Origin of the sequence: Bifidobacterium minimum (assembly GCF_000741645.1) — a bacterium.
Lineage (GTDB): Bacteria > Actinomycetota > Actinomycetes > Actinomycetales > Bifidobacteriaceae > Bifidobacterium > Bifidobacterium minimum.
The window spans coordinates 22,921-44,637 of sequence record NZ_JGZD01000007.1 but is presented as its reverse complement, the minus strand read 5'-3'; the positions used below and the strand labels follow the sequence as shown (position 1 = coordinate 44,637).

The window sequence follows — 21,717 nt, the reverse complement described above, 5'->3', positions numbered from 1 at the left end:
CGTCACCGGCCATTGAACTTCTCCTGTGCCTGAGCCAGACCATCCATCACTATCGTCTCCGCCGCATCGGCGCCGTCGGCAAGATAGTCGGGAAGCCGTTTGCGCTGATCGGCGTCGAATCCTCCCAGAACCCATCCGACGACGTTGTCGCGCGCATGCGACCCACGATCGGCGTGGCCGACGCCCATTCTGACGCGCGCGTACGCATTGGACCCCAGGGACCGGTCGATCGACTTGATGCCGTTGTGACCGCCGCTGGAACCACCGGCCTTGACCTTGATGCGGCCGAAATCGAGATCCATGTCGTCGTGGATGACCACGATCCGGTTGACGGCGATGGAGTAGTAGGTGGCGATGGATGAGACGGCATCGCCGGAATCGTTCATGAACGTCAGGGGCTTGGCGAGCAGGAATTTGACGCTTCCGCCGTTCAGACGCATGATTCCCCGCCCCACCTCGGCCAGTCCCTTATGGTCGGAGAACGAGACCGCCCAACGCCGGGCGAGCTCATCGGCGGTCATGAATCCCATGTTGTGACGTGTTCCGTCATAGGTCCTTCCGGGATTTCCCAACCCCACGATCAGCCAGAACTCCGAAACCATCCGATTTCTTCCCTCTCCGCTCTCGGTTCTCCACTCATATGGCCATCAGGTATGGCCATCGGACCAACGGGTCGGTGCATGGAGGAATCCACACATCGACCCGGCTTCCAGCCGCACATGCTAGCGAACGAGACCGACGTGGACCTGTTCGCGGCGATGCGCCACCCTCTACTCCTGCTACTCCTGCTCGAGCTCCATGGCCTTGCTCAGGGCCTCGTCCAACTGGGACTGGGCCTGCCCGTAAGCGGTCCAATCCCCCGATTTCATGGCCGACTGCGAGTCCTTCATGGCCTGGCTTGCCTCCTGAAGAAGCTTCCTGAGCTGTTCCTGATTCTCCGTGTTCCCAGTGGCGCCTCCGGTCGAGGAGCCGGATCCCTGCGACGAGTCCGAATCATCATCCGAGCTCTTCCCCGCGGCGGAGGATGCCGAGCTGTTCTCCGCGTCTCCGGCGGACGCCCCGGAATCACCGCCGAACACCTGATCCAACGCCTCGTCAAGAGTGTCCGCGAAACCGACCTGATCGCCGAACGCGACAAGAACCTTCTTGAGAAGGGGGAACCGCGTGGACCCGCTGGATTGCACGTACACGGGCTGGACGTACACCAGCCCTCCTCCCAGTGGCAGCGTGAGGAGATTGCCGCGGGTGACCTTCGTCGACCCGGACTCGAGGAGGTTGAGCTCCTTGGACACGTCGGCGTTGGCGTTGAAGTTGTTCTGCGCCTGCCCGGGGCCGGGGACGTTCGAGTCCTTGGGAAGCTCCTGCAGCCTCAGGGTCCCGTAGTTCTTGCCCTTCACGCCCGCGGTGGAGCCCGCGTCGGAATCCACCGAAAGGAATCCCGTGAGTATCTCGCGCGTCGAGGTGCCGGCCGGGATGTACGAGGACGTCAGGGAGAACACGGGCTTGCTGGCGCCTCCCGTCTTGAGGGTGAGATAGTAGGGGGGCTGGAGGACGTCCTCGCTCTGCTCCTGGCTTGATTCCGTCGGGTCGACGGGAACCTGCCAGAAATCCTCGCCGGAGAAGAACTGGCTGGCGTTGGAGACGTGGTACTGGGAAAGCAGCTCGCGCTGAACCTTGAACAGGCTTTCGGGATAACGCAGATGGCTCATCAGATCGCCCGATATCTCCGAGATCGGGTGATACTGCCCCGGGAATATGCTCTCCCACGCCTTGAGGATGGGATCCGAGGTGTCCCATGCGTAGAGGGTCACCGAGCCGTCATAGGCGTCCACCGTGGCCTTCACCGAGTTGCGGATATAGTTCGCGCTCTCGGATTTGAGTCCGGAAACGGTGCTGGAGGACTTCGTCGTGGAATCCTCCGTCACCGATCCCAGATCGGTCATCTGGGAATAGGGATACGCGTCGGAGGTGGTGTACCCGTCCACGATCCATTTGACGCGCCCGTCGACCACTGCGGGATACACTCTGCCGTCCAGCGTCAGGTACGGGGCGACCTTGGCCACGCGCTCCTTGGGGTTGCGGTCATAGAGTATCTGGGAATCCGAGTTGACGCGGTCGGAGAAGAGTATCTGATCCGATCCGAAACGGATCGAATACAGGAGGCGGGTGAAGAGATTGCCAATCTTCGGTCCCCCCTTGCCCGAGAACGTCGTCGTCGCGCCATCCGAACCCGTGGGATAGTCGAACTCCCATGACGTCGTGCCCGTCGGCGCGCCGACGATGGAATACTCCGGCGCATTGGGCGAGAAATAGATGCGGGGCTCGTATTTCTCGGACTGGGTGAGTCTGCCCTGGGTGGGGATCCCCGATTCGAAGAACTCCGGCTGCCCGTCGGATGTCACCTTGTTGCCATAGGCCGCGACGACTCCGTACCCATGGGTGTACACGGTATGGTCGTTCACCCAGTTGCGGTTGTCGTTTCCGGCGAGATTGAGCTCGCGCGCGGCGATCACCGTGTCCTGGCTGACGCCGTCGACATCGTATTTGTCCACCGCAAGGGTGTCCGCGAACGTGTAGTACTGCTTGGACTGCTGAAGCTGCTTGAACGTCGACGACACGACCTGGGGGTCGAGCAGACGGATCTGCGCGGTGCTTTCCGCGTCCTGCGACAAGGCCCCCGACTTACCCGTCGTCGTGGCCTTGTACTGCTCGGTCACGACGTTCGTCAGTCCGTAGGCCTGCTTGGTGGCGCTGATATTGCGTTGGATGTAGGAGGATTCGGCTTCCTGGGCGTTGGGATCCACGCGGAATCGCTGAAGAAGCGCGGGCCAGAGATTGGTGAGCAGCACGCTGATGGCGAGGAACGCCGCCAACGCCACGACAGGCGTTCGCCACGCCCGTGCCGTGGCCACGGCCCGGACGCCCATCGGAGCCGGGCCGTCGATCCGATGCGATCTCATCAGCCATACGGCAAGGACGACACCCAGCACGGCGGTGAGCCCGGCCATGACGAAACTCAGGGGGATGGTCGCATGGACGGTGGTGTAGGTCGCCCCGGTGATCCTGTCCCCCTTCTGGGTCAGCGTGCCGAAGACGCGAAGGACCTGGGTGGCCGACCACGTCAGCATCATGAGGAGAATCCAGATGGCGATCTGCCGACGGGCGCGTCCGGTCATGACGAAGATACCACGGCCGCGGGTGGGCATCGTCAGACGGATTCCGCCCATGAGCACGTGCATGATGACGGAGAACACCAGACCGACGATGAGAAGCAGAAAGACGGCCGAGGCCACAAGCCGCAATCCGGGGAGGACGAAGACGTAGAATCCGGTATCCAGACCGAATTGTGGATCCCTGGTCCCGAACGACTGCGCGTGGGTCATCAGAAGGATCTGAGCCCAGTGCGCATTGAAGCGTGATCCGAAAAGCACGCCAACGACAAGGGAGACGATTATCGTCGTGCGCCGTGCCGACCGCGAGCTTATTCCACGTCCGACCTCGATGACGTCGCCGCGAACGCGTATCGTCGATCCGTCGGACGAATCGGGACGAGCCCGGATGGCCAGCCATGCGGCGCCGTAGCTAACGGCGACCATAAGAAGGGCGTAGATGACCCATAGACCGACCTTGGTCCATAGCTGGGTCCATACCACGCTGGCGAAGCCAAGCTGGCCGAACCACATGAGATCGGTGATGAAACGCGTCAGACCGAAAAGAAGCCCGATGGCCACGGCAAGGATGGCGACGACCGCCATAACCACCTTCGTTATCCGCGACGAGTGCGGCTTCCTCGGGGATCGCGACTTTCCGCCCCCACGAGGAGGACGAGAGCCCCCGCCGTGGACGCCCGATCGGGCGTCGCCGGCGTCACCATCCACATGCACATCCGTCACGATGGGATCATCCCCCCCATGACGTCCTCGTCCGGCACCGTCCCCGAAGCTGTCGATGAGCATCTTCCACAAATCGTCACTGGCCATGCACTCAGCCTATCGGGCACCCACGAACTCCTATCCGTCCCGAGGATCCCGATTCCCGCCGCGGCCATAACCTGCGGCCATAACGACGGCGGCCGGCCCCATTGCTCATGGAGTCGACCGCACGGGGGCACGCGATGCGGCGATCAGTCGTCCTTCGAGACCACCCCGGTGGCCCGTCCGATCGCCCGCAGCCCGTGGTACATGACGAGCACCACGATGGTGCCGATGGCGATGCCGTTGAACTGAATCCCCGAGAAGGCGAAGGTGAAGTTGGCGATGCCGATGATCATGACCACGGCGGCCGTCATCACATTGAGAGGCTTGTCGAAATCGACCTTGTTCTCCACCCAGATGCGCACGCCGATCATGCCGATCATGCCGTACAGAAGGGTCGTCACGCCGCCGAGGACGCCCGCGGGAATCGTGTTGATGATGGCGCCGAACTTCGGGCAGAGGCTGAGTACCAACGCGAAGCCGGCGGCGCACCAATACGCCGCGGTCGAATAGACCTTCGTCGAGGCCATGACCCCGATGTTCTCCCCATAGGTCGTAGTTCCCGATCCGCCGCCGAATCCCGCGAAAGCCGTGCCGATGCCGTCCGCCATCAGGGCCGTGCCGATCTGATCGTCATAATCGCGTCCGGTCATCTGCGCCACCGACTTGACATGGCCCACGTTCTCCGCGACCAGCACGAGAACCACGGGGATGAACATCCCGAGAATCGAGAAGTCCGGCTGGGGAAGATGGAACTGCGGCAGACCGATCCACGCGGCCTTCGACACCGCGCCGAAGTCGACCTGGCCACGAACGCAGGCATACGCGTATCCGACCAGAACGCCCAGAAGGATGTTCAGCCGCCCAAGCAGCCCCCGGAACAGCATGGCGATCAGAAGAACGGCCAGCAGCGTCACCAGAGCCGTGTCGGGCGCCGCCTTGAAGTTCGTCCACACGGACGGCGCAAGGTTGAATCCGATGATGCCCACGATCGCGCCGTTGACCACCGGCGGCATGATAATGTCGATCCACTTGGCGCCGGCGTAATGGACCAGCAGACCCACAAGCGCCAGAAGGATTCCCGTGACCATGATGCCGAAGCTGGCCACCGCGATGCCCTTATGCGCCGTGGTCACCGCAAGGATCGGTGCTATAAAACCAAAAGAGCTTCCCAGATAACTGGGAAGCTTGTTCTTGTTGATGAGGAGGAACAATGCCGTCGACATCGCCGTGAAGAACAATGTCGTCGACGGGTCGAACCCCGTCAGGATCGGCACGAGGAACGTCGCGCCGAACATGGCTATGACGTGCTGGGCTCCTATGCCCGCCGTCCGCCCCCAGGTGAGACGCTCATCGGGCTCCACCACCTCCCCTGGTCTCAAAGTCTTGCCATCACCATGCAGTTTCCACGTGAACAGATCGTTCATCCGTCTTCTCCTTCTGGAACTCCGCGGAGGACCAACGCCACCGCGCCGCAGGACATTGTACCGGGTTTCCCCACAGCCCATGTATCGGGCATGCGCAGCGCCCGGCGGCCATGGCCTCGCCCGGCGCGCCCGGGGATCATGATCAGCCCGACACGGCCGGAAGAACGACGGGCCGCGCTCAGCGGGTGTAGTCCCGAAGATGGGGGTCCACGGATTGGACGACGTCCACCAGATCCCCGTTGGACAGCATCGGACGCTGGAACTCACGCCACGGCTCCACCCTGACCTCCCACTTCCCCGTCGCCGCGTCCAGAACCGGCCGGGCGGTCCTTTCCCACCGCAGACGCCGGGAGGTGCGGCCCGTCACCGGATCCATGCGGGAATAGTGCAGACACGTGCAATTGGTGATGGTCCAGTCGGGACTGTCCGCACGGCGGAGGAACTCCTCGTCCGACAGATCCTCCAACGTCAGCATCAGAGCCTGCATGAAATCGCCGTGGGAGACGATGACCACGGATTCCGCCTCGGCGCGACGGTTGAGCGACGTGAGCAGGTTATGCACGCGATCCTCCGCCACATCGGCGATGGATTCGCCCGCCGGCGGTCGCCAGTACAGCGGGTCGGTACGCTTGAACATCCAGTTGCGTCCGTAGTTCGTCCGGAACTCCTGCTGGGTGATGGTGCTGATCTCGCCCCACGACCGTTCCCGGAGGACGCGCGTCTCCTCCCATTTGGCCTTGGGAAGCGCCATGGTGGCCGCGGTCTCACGCGTGCGGACATACGGCGACACCAGATAGCGGTCGAAGAGCTGCTGCTGGGCGACTAGCCACCTCCCGATGCAATCGGCCTGCTTTCGACCCGTCGCCGTCAGCCTCCAGGAACGATCGGGAACCGTGACGTTGTCCTGCGTGAACAGCGAGTCGTCGCCGCGTTCGCCGGCCTTGACGATGACGTTCGCCTCCGACTCGCCGTGCCGGATGACGTACATGTTCAAAGGCATACCCATGGTCGCATCTCCTCTCGCCGGCGAGCGCCGCCCTCACGGCGATCCGCCAGCCGACAACCGCCATCGACGCTACCATGACGCGTGCCTCGATCCGCTTCCCGTCATCGCCGCCGGAGCGCGATGGACGCGGCCGTCAATCGGGCTCGGGAAAGAGGGCATCGTGAAAAGGACGGCATCGTGGATAGGATGGGCGAGTTGGCGGTTTCCATGGCAGTTGACGGTCTCCACGGTTGAGAGTAAGACGTGGCGGTTGAGAGCAAGACGTGGCGGTTGAGAGCAAGACGTGGCATGGGGAGAGCAGCCCCCCGCATCAGGAAGGGTCGTCGACGCCGGTTTCGAGGCAGGTCGCGAAACCCGGCGGAGCCACGTCGGAACCACCGACCGTACGCGGCCATCGTGGCGTTATGACGCCACGACGCCGTAACGCCACGACGCCGTAACGCCATCCACGACAAAAGCAGCGAGGAGAGAGACCATGACACCATCGACCAGCCCCCAGACCAGCCCCCATGGAGAATCATCACCGGTCGCAGGCACGGCCATGGACACGGCTTCCGTCGCCGATGCGTCGAACGCAACAGCCGGCGACATAACAACCGAAGACATAACAACCGACGACGTGGGCGCCCAGACGACCCGGGAACCCGGGACCGACCATCGGCCGCACAAGGGAAGACGCCATCCCATCCTCACCGCAACGCTGGCACTGATCGTCGTCGCGGCTCTCGTCGTCGCGGCGATTCTGATAGTTCCTCGCCTTCGTCATCTGCATGCCGACGCCGACGTCCAGGGAACATACACCGTTCGGATGGCCGGCAGCGACGGTCCTCTGGCCCGGGCGGTCCTGTCCAAGGGAGCCATCGCCATCGAATTCCCCGGTCATGAGGGGAAGATCACGGCCACACTCAGCAAAACCGCCGGACCCAGCGATGGGGTGTCGTTCATCGCGTCGGACATCACCATGACCGGCGACACCGCAACCAACCTGCTGGCCACCATGCCGTCTCTGGGGATATCCGCATCCCAACTCAAAGTGATCCTGGGATCAGCGCAGCCGACCATAACGCTGCCCAAATCGCAAGGCGACGGCTCCCCCGTGGGCACATGGAAGGTGTCTCTGTCGGTTCTCGGAGTGGGCGTGTCGGCTTCCGCCGTCTTCCATGACGACAAGACGCTCACCACGACCGAGAACTTCCCGGGGGGCAGAAAGTCCTTCTCCCTGACATGGTCAAGCCCCTCACCAGGGACCGTGACCATCACGGGAAGGAACGGAAAGGCCATCGAGGTCATCACCATCCCGCATCACTAGAGCGCATCCATGCGGGGCCGATCCGTCCGAACCACGAAACCGTCGTCGGATCAGGGAACGGTGCGGATCCGGAAAACGGCGGATCCGGAAACAGGAAAATGTCGGGGGCGTCGCCATTCCGCGACGCCCCCGACATCGAACCCCGCAACCGACCGGCATCCCGCGAGAGACCGGCCGCCCGAGAAACCATGCGTCACATGGTCATCCCTCGATGGCGATGCGCTGACGGTTCTCCACCTGCGCCTTCGGCGTCACCTTCGCGACGCTGAGAGACAGGGTCCCGTCCTTGTAGGACGCCTTCACGTCCGAATCCTTCACGTCGTCACCGACGTAGAAGCTGCGGCTACACGAACCGACATAGCGTTCGCGACGAAGCCACCGTCCGTCCTTGTCCTTGTCGTCGCGCTTCTCGTCCTTATGCGCGGACACGCTCAGATAGCCGTCATGCAGCTCCACGGCGATGTCATCCTTGTTGAACCCCGGCATATCGATGGCGACCTCATACGATCCGTCCGTCTCGCGGACGTCAGTGCTCATCATGCTTGTAGGCGACGAGGACTCACTGGATGCGACGCTGCGCAGTCCGGAGAAGAAGGGATCGTCGAACAGATCCGCGAACATCGAGTCATTCATCACAGCGGGAAACATAGCCATCATGCACACTCCTTGAAAACCATCGGAACGCCACGGCGTCACACGCGCCAGTCTGACGCGCCGCGCCCCGGACGGCCCTCCCCCGGGCCTTCCGTCGTCCCGTCACTTGGAGCAACAGATCGGGAGGACGCATATTCCGACGTTTTGCCGTGAGTGAAAGGTGAGTGAAAGGTCGGGCTGCGCGTCACGGATCCCGTAACGGCACCGGTCACGCGACCTGCATGGGCGTTCCCGACGTGATGCGGATCAGCTCCTCGTATGTCGTGGGGAACAGCGCATGCGGATGGCCCGCATCGGCCCATATCGCGGGATAGCCCGCGAGCGCCGTGTCCACGATCGTCTCGATGTGGTCGGGATGGCCGACGGGGGCCACTCCCCCGATCACCTGCCCGGTGACCTGAAGGACGTAGTCGGCGTCGGCCCGATGAAGATGCCCGCGGCCGAGCTGCCTCTGCACCTTCTTCACGTCGACACGATGCGCACCGGAGGTGAGGATGAGCAGCGGCCGGTCATCGCATCGGAAGATGAGGCTATTGGCGATGGCGCCGATGTCACAGCTACAGGCCGCGGCGGCCTCCGCGGCGGTGCGTGCCGACTCGTGCAGAGCGATGATCGGACCGACGACCCGCTCGTCGGCGAGGACGCCGGCCACGCGGCGGACCCGTGGATTGTCGAGTATTCTGCGCTGCTCCTCGGTGAGCCGCTGCCCCTGCGTAAGCCCCGCGACGCGTGCCATATGCCTCCGCCTTCCCGCCGGGCGGGGGATTCCTTCTCCTCCGCATGACCACAGCGAGGCTAGACGCACGCCGTTACCCGCGGATGTCGGACGCATGTCGGACGACGACCATCATGGTGAACACGGGGTGAACCCCACGGCGAACGAATCTCATTGGTACGCGCCCGCGGAAGGCATCCTGTGCCTGCGAAACCATGCCGACGCGAAACGGACAAGCTCGGAATCGGGAACGAGTCGGGAGACCGCCGACCCGACGTGCCCCGAGCGCTCAAGCCCCGTCTCCTGCGCGAAGGCACGCCCGACATCGGGGAAGTCCTCGTCATGGACGATGTGTTCATCGAACGCCACCCATCGACGTCGCCCATCGACCAGCAGCGGAGCCCCGTTGCGAACGACCCGGCGAAGGGTCCCGCTGCGATGCTCGGCGAGATGGAGCATGGTGCATTTCTCGTATCCCACCCCGATGAGAAGCGACCATCCGTTGCACGCCTCGATGGCGCTGAGCGGCGATCTCTCACCGACCGGATCGTCCAGATCGTGCACGGCGAGGACGCGTTCGGCCAAAGGCCCTCGAGCGGCGAAGGAGCGATGGGGATGAGAGCTTCTCAGCACTTCCGGCATGGTGCGGAACAGTTCGGCCGTTCTCCCCATCGTGCGCGTCGGCGTGACGGCCGGGTCGTAGGCCGGCAGGTTCCCGCGGATCGTCGGCCACTGAGCTGACGATACCGACGAATCCGCGAGATAGGCGGGATCGCACAGCTGCCATGACTGCGAAGGCATGACCAGCGTCCCCGTCTCACCGACCGCCTCAAGCAGGGCCTCGGCCATGGTCTGCTCACCGCCGACCACGGGACCGATACGGGACATCGATACATGCACGAGCAGTACCATGCCCTCTCGGACGCCCAGCGCGCGGAGATCTCCGACGATGTCGTCTCGCGTCATCAACTGCATGGGTCAACCATAGACGATGCCGACGGCATGTCCACCACGTCACATCCCTCGTTTCGCTTGACGCAGGAGAACACGGATGTCATGCCCCGGTGCGCTGGCTCCTCCGTGCGGAATCCGTCCGGGTCATCCCCCACACCTCACGCCATTTCGCCGCCAGCGAGTCCACCGTCTCATGGGCGTTAAGCCCGCTGGGCTGGGGAACGACCCAGAGGGCGACGTCCGGAGGCCAACCGGCGATTCCGTCCGTCCCCTGAAGCCCCAGACGGGCATGCGGACGGCGGAACGCCGTGCGGAAGGCGGTGATCCCGACGATGGCGACGGTCCGTGGCCGCATGGCCGCGACGCGCCGCACAAGCCGTTCTCCCCCGGTCCGCAGGTCCTCGCGGCCCAGCTCGTCGGCGCGGGCGGTCGGCCGGGCCACGAGATTCGTCATGGCGACGCCGCGCCGCACGAGCATATCGGCCTGCTCCGGGCTCATCCCACGGGAGACGTCGACGAGTCCGTCAGTGATGCCGGCGCGGTCAAGGGACAGCCAGAAGCGGTTGCCGGGATGGGCGAAGGGCGCGTTGACGGCCGCGGTCCACAGGCCGGGATTGATGCCGACGATGAGCAGCCGAGGAGAGGAGCCGTCCGCGGGCAGGACGTCATCCACCCCGCCCCGCGGGTCCCGTCTCAGGGAATCGATGTCGTCCTTCGTCGGCCGCCGCCCGCCCAGCGGCGACGGGCGGCGGGGAACCGCATAGGCGGTCGTCCGCTTCCCGGAAGACACCCTCCGGCGAGAATCGCGCGTGGACGCCTCAGATGCGGACGTAGACCGCTCCGGCAAGCTCCGCCTCGACGATGGTGGTGATCGCCCCCGGGACGGTCTCCACCCCTCGCGGCAGTGCGTCGGCGTCCGCTCCGCGCTTTCCGAGCCCCACGGCGCAGGCCTGCACGCGCACGCCGTCAGGCGCGGATGGGGCGCCGGACGCGAGAAGACCATCAAGCGCCGAGCCGTTGACGATGACGCGCACGTCAAGCTCAGGATGCGCGGCGTGCAGATGCCGCGCCGAATTCACCGCCCTCGTCACGTCATGCGGGTTCTGCGAGGCATGGAGTATGACGGTTCGCGCGTCGTTCATCTGCGGTCCTTTCGTCGGAGACATCCGTCGAGACCACGATGCCTCACGGCCACGACGGACGGCGGAGGACGTCCGCCGCGCGTCCTCCTTGTCGCGGTCGGAGCGGTGTCGGTGAACCCGGTGGATGTGAAGGTGCGACGTTCCTCCCCTCCCAAGGGAATCGGCGTGCTGGGGTTCGACGCGGCTGGCGCGATGCGCGGCATCGGCGGCGAAATCTCCCTTTTCCGGCCCGGCGACGCTAAACGTTGAACCTAAACTCCACGATGTCGCCGGGCTGCATGACGTAGTCGCGTCCCTCGAGGCGCAGCCGTCCCTGCTCCTTGATCGCCGCCATGGACCCCTTGGCCGCGACGAAGTCGTCGTACGACACGACCTCCGCCTTGATGAAGCCCTTCTCGAAGTCCGTGTGGATCACGCCCGCCGCCTGCGGAGCCGTCCACCCCTGATGGATCTGCCAGGCGCGCACCTCCTTGGGACCGGCCGTCAGGAAGGTCTGCAGACCTAGGACGTCGAATCCCACGCGCGCCAGCTGGTCGAGTCCCGACTCCGCAAGCCCCGCGTCCTGCAGCATCTCGCGGGCGTCGGCCTCGTCGAGGTCGGTGAGATCCGATTCGAACTGCGCGTTGAGGAAGATGGCGGGAGCGGGCGCGACGGATTCGCTGAGACGCGCCTTGAGGCCATCGTCGGTGAGCTGCGAGTCGTCGACGTTGAAGACGTAGATGAACGGCTTGGCGGTCATGAGATGGAGGTCGGCTAGTTCGGTCTTGTCTATCCTCCCCTCGGCGGCGGCGTGGTCGATCGTCTCGCCGGACTCCAGAATCGTCCTGGCCCTGCCGACGGCGTCCAGATGGCCGGCCGTGATCTTTCCTCCGCGAAGGTCCTTCTCCAGTTTGGGAAGGGCGCCCTCGATCGTCTGCAGGTCGGCGAGGATGAGCTCGGTGTTGATGGTGTCCACGTCGTCGGCCGGGTCGACATGGCCGTTGACGTGCACGATGTCGTCGTCGTCGAAGGCCCTCACGACCTCGCAGATGGCGTCGGCCTCGCGGATGTTGGCGAGGAACTTGTTCCCCAGCCCCTCCCCCTGCGACGCGCCCTTGACGATTCCCGCGATGTCGACGAACGTCACGGTGGCGGGAACGATCTTCTCCGTATGCACCAGCTCGGCGAGCACGGGAAGCCGGTCGTCGGGAAGCGGAACCACGCCGGTGTTCGGCTCGATGGTGGCGAAGGGATAGTTCTCCGCGAGGACGTTGTTTCTGGTCAATGCGTTAAACATGGTGGACTTGCCGACATTGGGCAGCCCAACGATTCCGATGGTGAGGGACATGCCCTCCAGTCTACGGCCGACCGGGACGAGATGATCTCCGCCCGTCATCCGTCGCGGCCATGTCCCGTACTATGTCGACGATTCTGGCCACTCCCAGGTCGAACTCCTCCGGCTTCGCATACGCGAAGGACATCCTCAGACTGCGCGTGGACCGGTAGTCATACAGGTCACCGGGATTGAGCAGCACCCCGGCGTCGGCGGCGCGATGGAAGAGCTCGGTCATGTCGAGCTGATGGTTGAGCGTCATCCAGATGTAGAATCCGCCGTGCGGAAGATTCCACGTCGCCAGACTCCGGCACCGCCGTCTGAGAACCTCCAGCGCCGCCATCCTGCGCCTATGCAGCTCACGGGTCAGAACGCCGAGCCACCGGTCGTACGACCCGTCGCGCAGCAGTTCCGCCAGCAGCCATTGAGACACGGCGCTCGCGCCATAGTCCATCTGCATCTTGACGTCACCCAGCCTCGCGACGATCGCCTCGGGCGCCACGACCCATCCCACGCGCAGTCCCGGCGCCAGGGACTTCGACGCCGTTCCCACGTAGATCACGCTGTCGGTGCTGTCCAGGGATTTGAGGGATCGCGGGCGGGGCCCGTCGCACAGCTCCTCATAGGCCGCGTCCTCGATGATCGGCAGCCGATACCGCGAGCACAGCTCCATGAGGTCGGCTCTGCGGCGCGCGGTCATGGTCACGCCGGTGGGATTGTGATTGGTGGGGATCGTATACAGGATCGACGGCCTGCTTTGGGACGACAGGATACGCTCCAGCGCCCTCACGTCGAGTCCGTCGGCGTCCATCGGGATCCCCCGCAGCGTCATGCCAGCAGAGGGAAACACCTGAAGCGATTTGACGTATGACGGCTCCTCCGTATACACGAACGACCCCGGTTTGAGCAGGCACACGGATACGAGCTGCAGCGCCTGCAGCGCCCCCGATGTGATGAGCATGCGCGATGGCGTGGCGTCGATCCCGACGTCGACCAGTCTCGCGCACAGCGCCTCGCGCAACCCCAGCAGTCCTCTTGGCTCGGGATATCCCAGGGACGGGATGCGCTCCATAACCGACGCCGAGGCCGCCGTCCACATATCACGGGGGAACAGGCGTGGATCGGGCTCACCGGTTCCCAGACGGATCATGCCGGACTCGAATTCGAGACTGTTGATGCGCTGGATCACGGAGCTGTTGGCACGGAACGACCCGGAGGAGACGTATCCCGTCCAGTCCAACGACCGCGGCAGAAGGGTGGACCAGGTGTTCCCGACGACGGTGGTTCCGCCCCCACGTCGTCCATCCACGATTCCCAAAGCCGCGAGATCCCTCATCGCCTGGCCTATGGTGCTGCGGTTGAGGTTGAAGCGGCGGGCCATCTCCCGCTGCGAGGGAAGAGTGGTCCCTATGCCCCACCGCCCCTGGGCGACGCGCGAACGCACCATGTCCACGACCTGCTCGGTCAGGGGCACGGATGACGATCGGTCGGGCGTCCAGGACGCCCAGTCCTCATCCGCCGGCCCATCGGAATATGGCATCATCGCCTCCTCGACGTACGACACGGCACGCGAAACGACGCGCGGCCAACACCACACCACACGATGGCACGGCCGCCGACCGCCACGCCCCACCGCCGAAGCGTGTCCGCAACGCGTCCACGGAACGGTGGATGGCACGTCATGCATGATCTCCAGCATGGTCTGAGTTCCGTACTGGATCTTCGCGCTGGTCCTCCGCCTCCACCCTGGTTCGCGGTCTTGGATGGCTCCCACACGGTTTTTGGCTGGATGCGGATCGTCGTGATTCTCATAGACTCTCTTCACAGAGAATACATCAGATATCGCGGAAACGTCCTTCTCGCTGATGTTTCTGCGATGCCGGACGCATGTCAGAAGGCGTCGTTTTGGCTGGTTTCCACTTATGCGGATGGCCGGCCATGCAGGGACCTCGACCACGCGGAGGCGCGTTCGGGCGACAGCCCGTAAGGCGCGGGAGCACGAGCGCACGACGGACTCACGGATATGCGCGGAATTGGAGGACGGCCCATCTGCGAGGCGCGGGAGCACGAGCGCACGACGGACTCACGGATATGCGCGGAATTGGAGGACGGCCCATCTGCGAGGCGCGTCAGCGTCGTCCCGGCCAAGAACGACGGACGCAGGAACGTAGGAAACGGGCAAGGAACAGGGACAAGAGACAGACATGGATCCGATCATCATTCTCCCCCTCGCGCAGGGGCTTGGCATGGGCCTGGCATACGTGGCGCCCATCGGCGTGGAGAACATGTACCTCGCAAATTCGGCGCTGCGGCAGTCGCGACGCAGGGCTTTCGCCGCAATGGTCGTCGTCCTGCTCTTCGACCTTTCCCTCTCCGCATCGGCCTTCTGGGGAATGGGCGTGGTCCTCGAGCGGCACAGCGGGCTGGAGGCAGCCGTCAGACTTCTCGGTGGTCTTCTGGTGATCGTCATGGGCGTGGTCCTGGCATGCAGCAGCCTCCGCGCACCACGAAACCGCGGCCCTCACCGTCATGCGGACCGTCGGAGCACTGCCGTGGAATGCGTCGCCTCAGAAGACGGCGCGGACACGGACTCCATCTCGCCGGCAACCGCTCCGACGTCCCGACGGTGGTCATGGCGGTCGGGCAGGCCTGCGACGGCCACCTCCTCCGCGTGGGCGAAACGCCATCCGCGCGCCTCATGGATGGCGTCGACCGTCGCGGCCGGATTCGCCGTCACCTGGTGCAATCCGCAGGCCATCATCGACGGGACCTTATGCTTGGAGCCTTCCGCTCGACGTTGTCGCGTCTCAGGCCCCGGCTTTCCTTCTCGGCATCATGCTGGCGTCATGTCTGTGGTTCAGCGTCCTGACCGTGTCCATGATGCTTGTCGGAGACCGCATCAGCGGCACCGCCACCACCATCCTCAACGTGGCATGCGCCGCGGTGATGATGGCCTACGGCCTTCATCTGATCATTCAGTTCCTCGGGATGATGCCGATCTGAGTCCATCCTTGGGTCCGCCGCCGTGCCGACCGCCCATCGGAATCCGACCGCCCGACGCCCCGGCGCGGCACCGATCAGCCGTGGGATCGTATTCCAGCCGTATTCCGGAATCGTTCAGCCCTGGATGGCCTCCACGGCGGATATGATCGCGCCCCGGAACCCGGCCTTCTCCAACGCCGACACGCCCCGGATGGTGGTTCCTCCCGGCGAGCACACGGCGTCCTTCATGGCCCCGGGATGCTGACCGGTGGCTATGTGCAGGGCGCCCGTCCCCTCCATCATCTTCGCGGCCAGACGATACGAGGTCGCACGGGGAAGCCCGAACTCGACTCCGCCGTCGGCCAGAGCCTCGAGGAACATCTCGGCGAAGGCGGGAGCGCATCCCGCAAGAACCGTCGCGACGTCGAGATGGTCGGAATCGACGCGCTCGATCAGGGCCACCGGAGAGAACAGCCGCTCGAACAGCCCGGACTGCGCGTCCGTCAGCGTGTTCGCGGTCTCGGCGATGAGCACGCCCTGCCCCACGGCTATGGGGGTGTTGGGAATCGCGCACTGCACATGCGCATCCGCGCCCAGCACCTTCCGATAATCGTCAAGACGCCAGCCGCTGACGATGGACACGACCATGCGATCCGGATCCGACAATGCGGATTCGACGCCGTCAATCGCCGAAGCCACCACCGTGGGCTTCACCGCGACGACGACCACGTCCGCGGCCGCGACGACCTCCTCGGCATTGGCGAGAGCCCTCGCCCCGATCCGCGCCGTCGACTCGCGCAGCTTGTCGGGATGGACGGCGCACGCGACGATGCGTCCTCCATCCACAACCCCCTGATCCACCAGGCCCTGGGCCACGCCCTGGGCCATGTTCCCATATCCGATGAAACCGATGGTGACGTCCTCCGCCATAAGACCCATCCCGCCTTCCGTCAACAATCCGGCGATTCCGACGATTCATTCTGACAATCCACCGACGCATCAACCGGAGCCTCGATACTGCACCATCACGATACCCGCCATGCCGCGGCGGCTCCATACCTCGCCACCGACGTCACGACCGCCTCCATCGTAGACCAGACGCCCACATCGAAACGTCCCCACGAGGCATGGCCACCGTCCATCCGCTACGGGCCACCCGCTACAGGACTCCGGCGAGATCCCCCCTGTCCACGAGCCTCCTGATAGAGGCGGCGGAACACCGCGTCGCCATGCACGCCATCATGCTCGAACTCGTTGGTCGCCCAATAATGGGAGTTGCCGACGCGTGAAAGCGTGTCAAGCTGCAGATCGCTCGGCACATACATGTCGTCGACGTACACCGCGGACTGAAGCGGGACCTCATTGCCACGAAGCCTCTCGGGATCGTAAAGCCTCCCGAAGCGCGTATCCTCCATCAGCATGCCGACGGCCGCAGCAAAGGGACGAAGAGCCGACTCCTGCTCGAACATCCAGGGGAAAACCGCCTCCCCCGTGAACATCAGCGGGCGACCGTCCGGCGAGAAGACGGGCATGGACCGACGAACCCTGTCGGCTGCCCAACGCAGCGGACGGTCCAGCTCGCCGTCGGCGTATATGAACTCCTGAAGGGGCCAGTACAAAGGACGCGAGGACGTCGCCCGCATCACGCCATCGAGGAACTCGTCCGACAGATCACCACGCGCCGTCGCCTCGCCGGCACCATCCACGAAGGCCTCGTCCATAAGCCAGTGCAGGCGCTCGAAGCTCGGTTTCATCCCGAAATCCGATCCCAGCGTCTGCAGCCGTTCGACGGTGAGACGATCCCCGTTGGGCATCCGGACATCCTCGGACGCTACATGATCGGCCACTGCGGCGACACGATCCACGTCCTGCGGATAGCGGGCGTAGTACTGCCGCGTTTTGGACACCATCTTGGGGAACGTGTGCCGGTAGAGGTCCTCGGCGTCGGACGGCACATGCGGGATCCCCCCGGTTGTGAAGCACGCGGCGAGTCCCTCGGGGAACAGGGACAGATAGGTCAGCGTGAGGAACCCGCCATAGCTCTGCCCCAGCGAGACCCACCGGCGCCCCCCGAACCCGGTCAGCCGCAGATGCTCCACGTCCCGCACGATGGAATCCGCGAGGAATCGTTTCAGATACTCCGCCTGACGATCCGCGGATCCCAGACGCGCCATCACATGCGAGTCGATCCGGCTTGATCTACCGGTTCCTCGCTGGTCCGGAAGAACGACACGGAAATGGCGGATGGCCTCGGCGATCCATCCATCGCTGGACGGCGACGTCGGACGCGGGCATGAGCCACCGGGCCCCCCTTGGAGGAACACCAGAAGCGGCAGATCGTCATTGATCCTGTCCGGAGCGGTCAGCACGCGATAGAACAGACCGATGCTTTCTCCCGAGAAACCCCGTCCCGGAACGTTCCCCCGCCAGTCCAGAGGGACCTCGATCCGATGGTCCTCCACGTCCACACCAGGAATGTAATAGTGCGCGAGACGAGTCATAGATCCTTGCCTTTCCACGAGGAATCGCATCCGGGCGCCAACGGCGCACACGGCATTCCCATGACAGCCTCCGGCGCGGACATCACGCAGCACCCCGCATCCCTGACGTCCCGCGTCCCGCCGACCCCGCACCTCGTCGCCTCGTCGCCTCCTCGGCCACCGCCCACCTCAGACAACACCCTCGACACCCCCGACACCCGCCAACACCCACTGCGGGGAACGCGGACGCATTGACGCTAGCCTAGACGGCATGGGAACGATAGGACGATCGGCTGGATGGCTGCACTCGCACACCATCATCGCGGACGGAGCCCTGGCCATCGCCGTTTTGCTGCTCTCACTTGCCATGAACGCGCAAAGCAACGGACTGCTGTTCTCGTACTCATCCTTCCTCTGGATGTCGCTGTGGTCCGGGGCCGTCATCCTCCCCGCCATCTGGCGCCGCCGCAGCCCCGATCAGGCCGCCGTGGCCTTCATCGTCATCGCCATCCTCCAGCTCATCCTGGGCCCGTCCCTGACCCTCACGGACTCCCTGTCGCTGGTGATGCTGTACTCGGTGATCGTCTATGGGAGTCCACGGCACACGCGCCGCTTCATCCTCACGGCGTTCATCATGGGCTTCCTCGCCATAGTCGTGACCTCATGGACGAACATCGCGGGATCCGCATGGCCCGTGCTCACCGATCTCGACGTCGCCGCGGTCCAGCAGTGCCCCACGGCATGGTCGATGTCGATCGACGCAGGATGCGCCCGGACGCTAGGCCTGAACCTCCTGTGGGGGTACGGCGTCATCGCGGTCTGCCTGCTCTCCGCGGTCACCCTCGCCTACTGGCAACGCGCGCGCCTTCAGACGGCACGCATGATCGCCGAACGCAATGACGCTCTGGCCGCCAGCGAGGAGGAGAGCAGCCGCAACGCCGCCAGCGCCGAAAGGGCCCGGATCGCCCGCGATATGCATGACGTGGTCGCCCATACGCTGTCGATCATCATCGTCCAGGCTGACGGGGGACGCTACGCCGGCGTGCACGATCCGGCCTTGGCACGGGAGTCCATGGAGAACATACGGCACGAATCGCGCCGCGCCCTGCATGATATGACCATCCTCCTCGGCGTGTTCGGCGGGTCCCACGACTGCGACTACACGCATGTCGCGGACGTGATCGAGCAGGCGCGTCAGGCGTCCGCCGGAAGCCTGACGATCGGCAGAATCGTCGAGGGAACACCCGCCACGGAGCGGCTTGACCCGACGGCGAGCACGGCGATGTACCGGGTGGTCCAGGAGGCGCTGACGAACGTCCGCAAATACGCGGGTCCGGATGTGCGCGTGACCATACGGGAGACCTGGACGGACGATGGATTGCGCGTGGACATCATCGACGACGGAAGGGGCACCTCGTCCTCGCGGGATGGCCACAAACCCGGATACGGTCTGATGGGCATGCGCGAGCGGATCGAGGCAGTGCATGGAACCGTTGACGCGGGCCCCCGGAATCAGGGAGGATTCGAGGTCCAAGCCTCCGTCCCCTACTCCGCGGCCATGCCGCTCACCCACCACGACGGTCCCGGCGCATCCGACGGCGGCCATTCCTCCGCGGACGGAACGTCGATGACACCTCTACGTTCGCCGCTGAATCGCGCGCACTCCCTCCTCACCCGCCTCACGCGTGGCGCCATCGACGCCAAACGCAACGTCATGGCTCTCGACGACCCCCACGGCATCTCCGAGCGTGACAGCACCGCCAGGTCCGATTCCGTCCCAAGACCAGATGGCACCACTGATGATCCCCGCGGCCGGATCCGCGCCAACGGCGTGGAGAGACTTTCACGATGGACCCAGCGCCATTACTGGTTCATGGACATGCTGGGAACGCTGGCGGCGATTGTCCTCATCGGTTTCCTTCCACCTTCCGGATATGTGCTCATGGGATCGGGGTACGCGATGGACTTCGCGTCCACGCAAGGAGACGGAGCCGATTCCCTGATGGTGACGACGCTTCTTCTTCCCCTCTGCGTTCGGCGCCGCTTCCCGGAGACAAGCGCCGCGATCATCGCCACCGTGTGCGCCCTCCAGCTGATCGTGTTCCCGCACGTCCTCTTCTTCAACATCATCGCCCTGCTGTCCCTGTATTCGGCGAATCTCTATGGCCGGGACAAGGCCTGGCGGTGGACGTCCGTGGCGGCCATCATCAACGCGGTCCTGTTCGCGGTCAAGGCCACGGCGGGATCCATGGGATATTCGACCATCATCGATCTGATCATTCTGAACCGGAACACGACGACCACATCATTGAGCCTTACGGGCGTGATGGCGAGTCTCATCACATCCTTCGTGACGGTGATGATGGCGTGCCTCGCCACCATCGCGATGGCCCGTTGGTCGCGATCGAGCGGAACCAACGCGCTGGTTCTGAGCGCCCGTCAGGAGGCGTTGGAAATCGAAAGGCGCGAGCAGCGGATTCTGGCCGCCAACATCGAGCGCGAGCGCATAGGCTCGTCCATCAGATCGCAGATACGCGAGGCGCTCACGGGGGTGATAGACGAGGCCGACCATGGCATCGACCTGCTGGATGAGGCCCGTCGCGCGCATACGGATCCCGATCCCCAGCTGATCGAGCGGTCCTTCTCGGCCATCGGCGAGCGCGGGCGTAAGGCCCTGTCCCAGATGAGAAAGCTGCTGGGCGTGCTGCGCGACACGGGTGGCGCGTCCACGCAAGGCCGGACCGAGACCGGACCAAGGCTCTCCCCCGCCGCGCCGCTCGACGACCAGCTCAGAAAGGAATCGTGACCTTCTCGCAAGGATGCCGTCCGACCCCGCGAGGACGGCATCCGATGTCTCTGCCCCACCGTCCACTACAGTGGTGACCATGAATCAGGAACGTATCCGCGTGATCATCGCGGATGATCAGGACCTCGTCCGGGCTGGATTCTCGATGGTCATCAACTCCCAACACGATATGACCGTGGTCGGCCAGGCCCGCGACGGTGCGGAGGCCGTCAGGCTCAGCCGACAGTTCCATCCGGATGTCGTCCTTATGGACGTGCGCATGCCGGGGATGGACGGCATCGAGGCGACGGGAATCATCACGGGGTCAGGCGACGGATCACGCGTCGGCAGGACGTCGCCGGGATCCGGGACCGAAGACCCCCCGTGCGCGGGAACCGGGCATAGCACCCGCGTCATCATCCTCACGACCTTCGATCTGGACGAATACGTGATGTCGGCCATCAACGCCGGCGCCTCCGGCTTCCTGCTCAAGGACACGGAGACTGAGACCCTGCTCACCTCGATACGCACGGTGGATCAGGGGAACGCCATCATCGCGCCCAGCGCCACAAAACGACTCATCGAGAAGATGCTCGAGGATGGGTACACGCCCCATTCCGGCGAGCGCTCCTCGGATCAGGGCAAAGGCGCGTCCGGCACGTACACCGATCCGGAGCTGAACGACCTGACGGAACGCGAGCGTGAGGTTCTGGTCGAGATCGCCCACGGACTATCCAATCAGGAGATAGCCGACAAGCTGTTCATCAGCCTGCCCACCGTCAAAACGCATGTGGCGCATATCCTCGCCAAAATACACGCCCGCGACAGGGTGCAGGCCGTGGTCTTCGCCTATGACAACGCGCTTGTGACGCCCTGACGACGTGACGGGGCCGCGCACATGGCATACATCTGACATACGCTACATATGCCGTCGTGCCGCTCGATCTCGGAGTCACTGATCCCCGGAACCATGGCAT

17 protein-coding genes and 1 pseudogene are annotated in these 21,717 nt (G+C 64.5%); 5 read left to right on the top strand and 13 right to left on the bottom strand.

The features are described 5' to 3' along the window. Window positions 1–2: 2 nt before the first annotated feature. The 4 genes from pth to BMIN_RS02345 form a co-directional block, all read right to left on the bottom strand. A complete protein-coding gene (pth, locus tag BMIN_RS02360; RefSeq protein ID WP_022861348.1) occupies window positions 3–602 on the bottom strand; it encodes an aminoacyl-tRNA hydrolase in 600 nt (199 codons plus the stop codon). Window positions 603–779: 177 nt separating this feature from the next. Continuing rightward, window positions 780–3,980: a UPF0182 family membrane protein gene (locus BMIN_RS02355; protein WP_022861347.1), complete on the bottom strand. Its 3,201-nt coding sequence runs from the start codon at window positions 3,978–3,980 to the stop codon at window positions 780–782. A 143-nt stretch (window positions 3,981–4,123) separates the two neighbouring features. Then, window positions 4,124–5,401, bottom strand: coding sequence for a uracil-xanthine permease family protein (locus BMIN_RS02350; RefSeq protein ID WP_022861346.1), 1,278 nt, complete (start codon window positions 5,399–5,401; stop codon window positions 4,124–4,126). A 178-nt stretch (window positions 5,402–5,579) separates the two neighbouring features. Beyond that, complete coding sequence (locus tag BMIN_RS02345) at window positions 5,580–6,407, bottom strand: histidine phosphatase family protein (RefSeq protein WP_022861345.1); 828 nt, start codon at window positions 6,405–6,407, stop codon at window positions 5,580–5,582. A gap of 475 nt (window positions 6,408–6,882) precedes the next feature. Between BMIN_RS02345 and BMIN_RS02340 the strand changes: the two genes are divergently transcribed. Further along, a complete protein-coding gene (locus BMIN_RS02340; protein WP_152595198.1) occupies window positions 6,883–7,716 on the top strand; it encodes a hypothetical protein in 834 nt (277 codons plus the stop codon). 201 nt (window positions 7,717–7,917) lie between these two features. Here the strand turns inward: BMIN_RS02340 and BMIN_RS02335 are convergent, their stop codons facing one another. From BMIN_RS02335 to BMIN_RS02300, 7 genes are all read right to left on the bottom strand, one after another. Then, the gene (locus BMIN_RS02335; protein ID WP_026647503.1) at window positions 7,918–8,370 is read right to left on the bottom strand and encodes an Hsp20/alpha crystallin family protein; all 453 of its coding nucleotides are present in this window, start codon (window positions 8,368–8,370) and stop codon (window positions 7,918–7,920) included. Between the two features lie 208 nt (window positions 8,371–8,578). Continuing rightward, window positions 8,579–9,106 (bottom strand): YbaK/EbsC family protein, encoded by a 528-nt coding sequence (locus tag BMIN_RS02330; protein WP_022861341.1) that lies wholly within the window; start codon window positions 9,104–9,106, stop codon window positions 8,579–8,581. A 150-nt stretch (window positions 9,107–9,256) separates the two neighbouring features. Then, entirely contained in the window at window positions 9,257–10,060 is an 804-nt protein-coding gene (locus BMIN_RS02325) for an AAC(3) family N-acetyltransferase (protein WP_022861340.1), read from the bottom strand. Between the two features lie 79 nt (window positions 10,061–10,139). Continuing rightward, the gene (locus BMIN_RS02320) at window positions 10,140–10,829 is read right to left on the bottom strand and encodes a mismatch-specific DNA-glycosylase (protein ID WP_022861339.1); all 690 of its coding nucleotides are present in this window, start codon (window positions 10,827–10,829) and stop codon (window positions 10,140–10,142) included. 28 nt (window positions 10,830–10,857) lie between these two features. Next, entirely contained in the window at window positions 10,858–11,181 is a 324-nt protein-coding gene (locus tag BMIN_RS08785; protein ID WP_022861338.1) for a DsrE family protein, read from the bottom strand. A gap of 238 nt (window positions 11,182–11,419) precedes the next feature. After that, window positions 11,420–12,508, bottom strand: a complete 1,089-nt coding sequence (gene ychF / locus BMIN_RS02305) for a redox-regulated ATPase YchF (protein ID WP_026647501.1) — start codon at window positions 12,506–12,508, stop codon at window positions 11,420–11,422. 10 nt (window positions 12,509–12,518) lie between these two features. Further along, a complete protein-coding gene (locus BMIN_RS02300; RefSeq protein ID WP_022861335.1) occupies window positions 12,519–14,033 on the bottom strand; it encodes an aminotransferase-like domain-containing protein in 1,515 nt (504 codons plus the stop codon). 664 nt (window positions 14,034–14,697) lie between these two features. Here BMIN_RS02300 and BMIN_RS09160 point away from each other — a divergent pair. Then, window positions 14,698–15,198 (top strand): annotated as a pseudogene (locus tag BMIN_RS09160) (LysE family transporter); the annotation flags it as partial. A gap of 130 nt (window positions 15,199–15,328) precedes the next feature. Beyond that, window positions 15,329–15,496 (top strand): hypothetical protein, encoded by a 168-nt coding sequence (locus tag BMIN_RS08870; RefSeq protein ID WP_238565587.1) that lies wholly within the window; start codon window positions 15,329–15,331, stop codon window positions 15,494–15,496. A 114-nt stretch (window positions 15,497–15,610) separates the two neighbouring features. On the opposite strand, the gene proC is transcribed toward BMIN_RS08870, so the two are convergent. Then, entirely contained in the window at window positions 15,611–16,405 is a 795-nt protein-coding gene (gene proC, locus BMIN_RS02290) for a pyrroline-5-carboxylate reductase (protein WP_026647500.1), read from the bottom strand. 215 nt (window positions 16,406–16,620) lie between these two features. Beyond that, window positions 16,621–17,976, bottom strand: coding sequence for an alpha/beta fold hydrolase (locus BMIN_RS02285; protein WP_051913484.1), 1,356 nt, complete (start codon window positions 17,974–17,976; stop codon window positions 16,621–16,623). A gap of 250 nt (window positions 17,977–18,226) precedes the next feature. On the opposite strand from BMIN_RS02285, the gene BMIN_RS02280 reads away from it, so the two are divergent. Continuing rightward, window positions 18,227–20,761, top strand: coding sequence for a sensor histidine kinase (locus BMIN_RS02280; RefSeq protein WP_022861330.1), 2,535 nt, complete (start codon window positions 18,227–18,229; stop codon window positions 20,759–20,761). A 79-nt stretch (window positions 20,762–20,840) separates the two neighbouring features. Further along, the gene (locus BMIN_RS02275) at window positions 20,841–21,617 is read left to right on the top strand and encodes a response regulator (RefSeq protein ID WP_026647499.1); all 777 of its coding nucleotides are present in this window, start codon (window positions 20,841–20,843) and stop codon (window positions 21,615–21,617) included. The last annotated feature ends 100 nt before the right edge of the window (window positions 21,618–21,717 follow it).

What these genes read in the sequence shown, in the direction of transcription:
- BMIN_RS02325 (WP_022861340.1), bottom strand. Translation starts at nt 10,060, where the DNA reads ATGCAGTTGATGACGCGAGACGACATCGTCGGAGATCTCCGCGCGCTG.
- BMIN_RS08870 (WP_238565587.1), top strand. Translation starts at nt 15,329, where the DNA reads ATGCTGGCGTCATGTCTGTGGTTCAGCGTCCTGACCGTGTCCATGATG.
- BMIN_RS02275 (WP_026647499.1), top strand. Translation starts at nt 20,841, where the DNA reads ATGAATCAGGAACGTATCCGCGTGATCATCGCGGATGATCAGGACCTC.
- BMIN_RS02345 (WP_022861345.1), bottom strand. Translation starts at nt 6,407, where the DNA reads ATGGGTATGCCTTTGAACATGTACGTCATCCGGCACGGCGAGTCGGAG.
- BMIN_RS08785 (WP_022861338.1), bottom strand. Translation starts at nt 11,181, where the DNA reads ATGAACGACGCGCGAACCGTCATACTCCATGCCTCGCAGAACCCGCAT.
- BMIN_RS02280 (WP_022861330.1), top strand. Translation starts at nt 18,227, where the DNA reads ATGGGAACGATAGGACGATCGGCTGGATGGCTGCACTCGCACACCATC.
- BMIN_RS02300 (WP_022861335.1), bottom strand. Translation starts at nt 14,033, where the DNA reads ATGCCATATTCCGATGGGCCGGCGGATGAGGACTGGGCGTCCTGGACG.
- BMIN_RS02340 (WP_152595198.1), top strand. Translation starts at nt 6,883, where the DNA reads ATGACACCATCGACCAGCCCCCAGACCAGCCCCCATGGAGAATCATCA.
- BMIN_RS02330 (WP_022861341.1), bottom strand. Translation starts at nt 9,106, where the DNA reads ATGGCACGCGTCGCGGGGCTTACGCAGGGGCAGCGGCTCACCGAGGAG.
- pth (WP_022861348.1), bottom strand. Translation starts at nt 602, where the DNA reads ATGGTTTCGGAGTTCTGGCTGATCGTGGGGTTGGGAAATCCCGGAAGG.
- ychF (WP_026647501.1), bottom strand. Translation starts at nt 12,508, where the DNA reads ATGTCCCTCACCATCGGAATCGTTGGGCTGCCCAATGTCGGCAAGTCC.
- proC (WP_026647500.1), bottom strand. Translation starts at nt 16,405, where the DNA reads ATGGCGGAGGACGTCACCATCGGTTTCATCGGATATGGGAACATGGCC.
- BMIN_RS02350 (WP_022861346.1), bottom strand. Translation starts at nt 5,401, where the DNA reads ATGAACGATCTGTTCACGTGGAAACTGCATGGTGATGGCAAGACTTTG.
- BMIN_RS02335 (WP_026647503.1), bottom strand. Translation starts at nt 8,370, where the DNA reads ATGGCTATGTTTCCCGCTGTGATGAATGACTCGATGTTCGCGGATCTG.
- BMIN_RS02355 (WP_022861347.1), bottom strand. Translation starts at nt 3,980, where the DNA reads ATGGCCAGTGACGATTTGTGGAAGATGCTCATCGACAGCTTCGGGGAC.
- BMIN_RS02285 (WP_051913484.1), bottom strand. Translation starts at nt 17,976, where the DNA reads ATGACTCGTCTCGCGCACTATTACATTCCTGGTGTGGACGTGGAGGAC.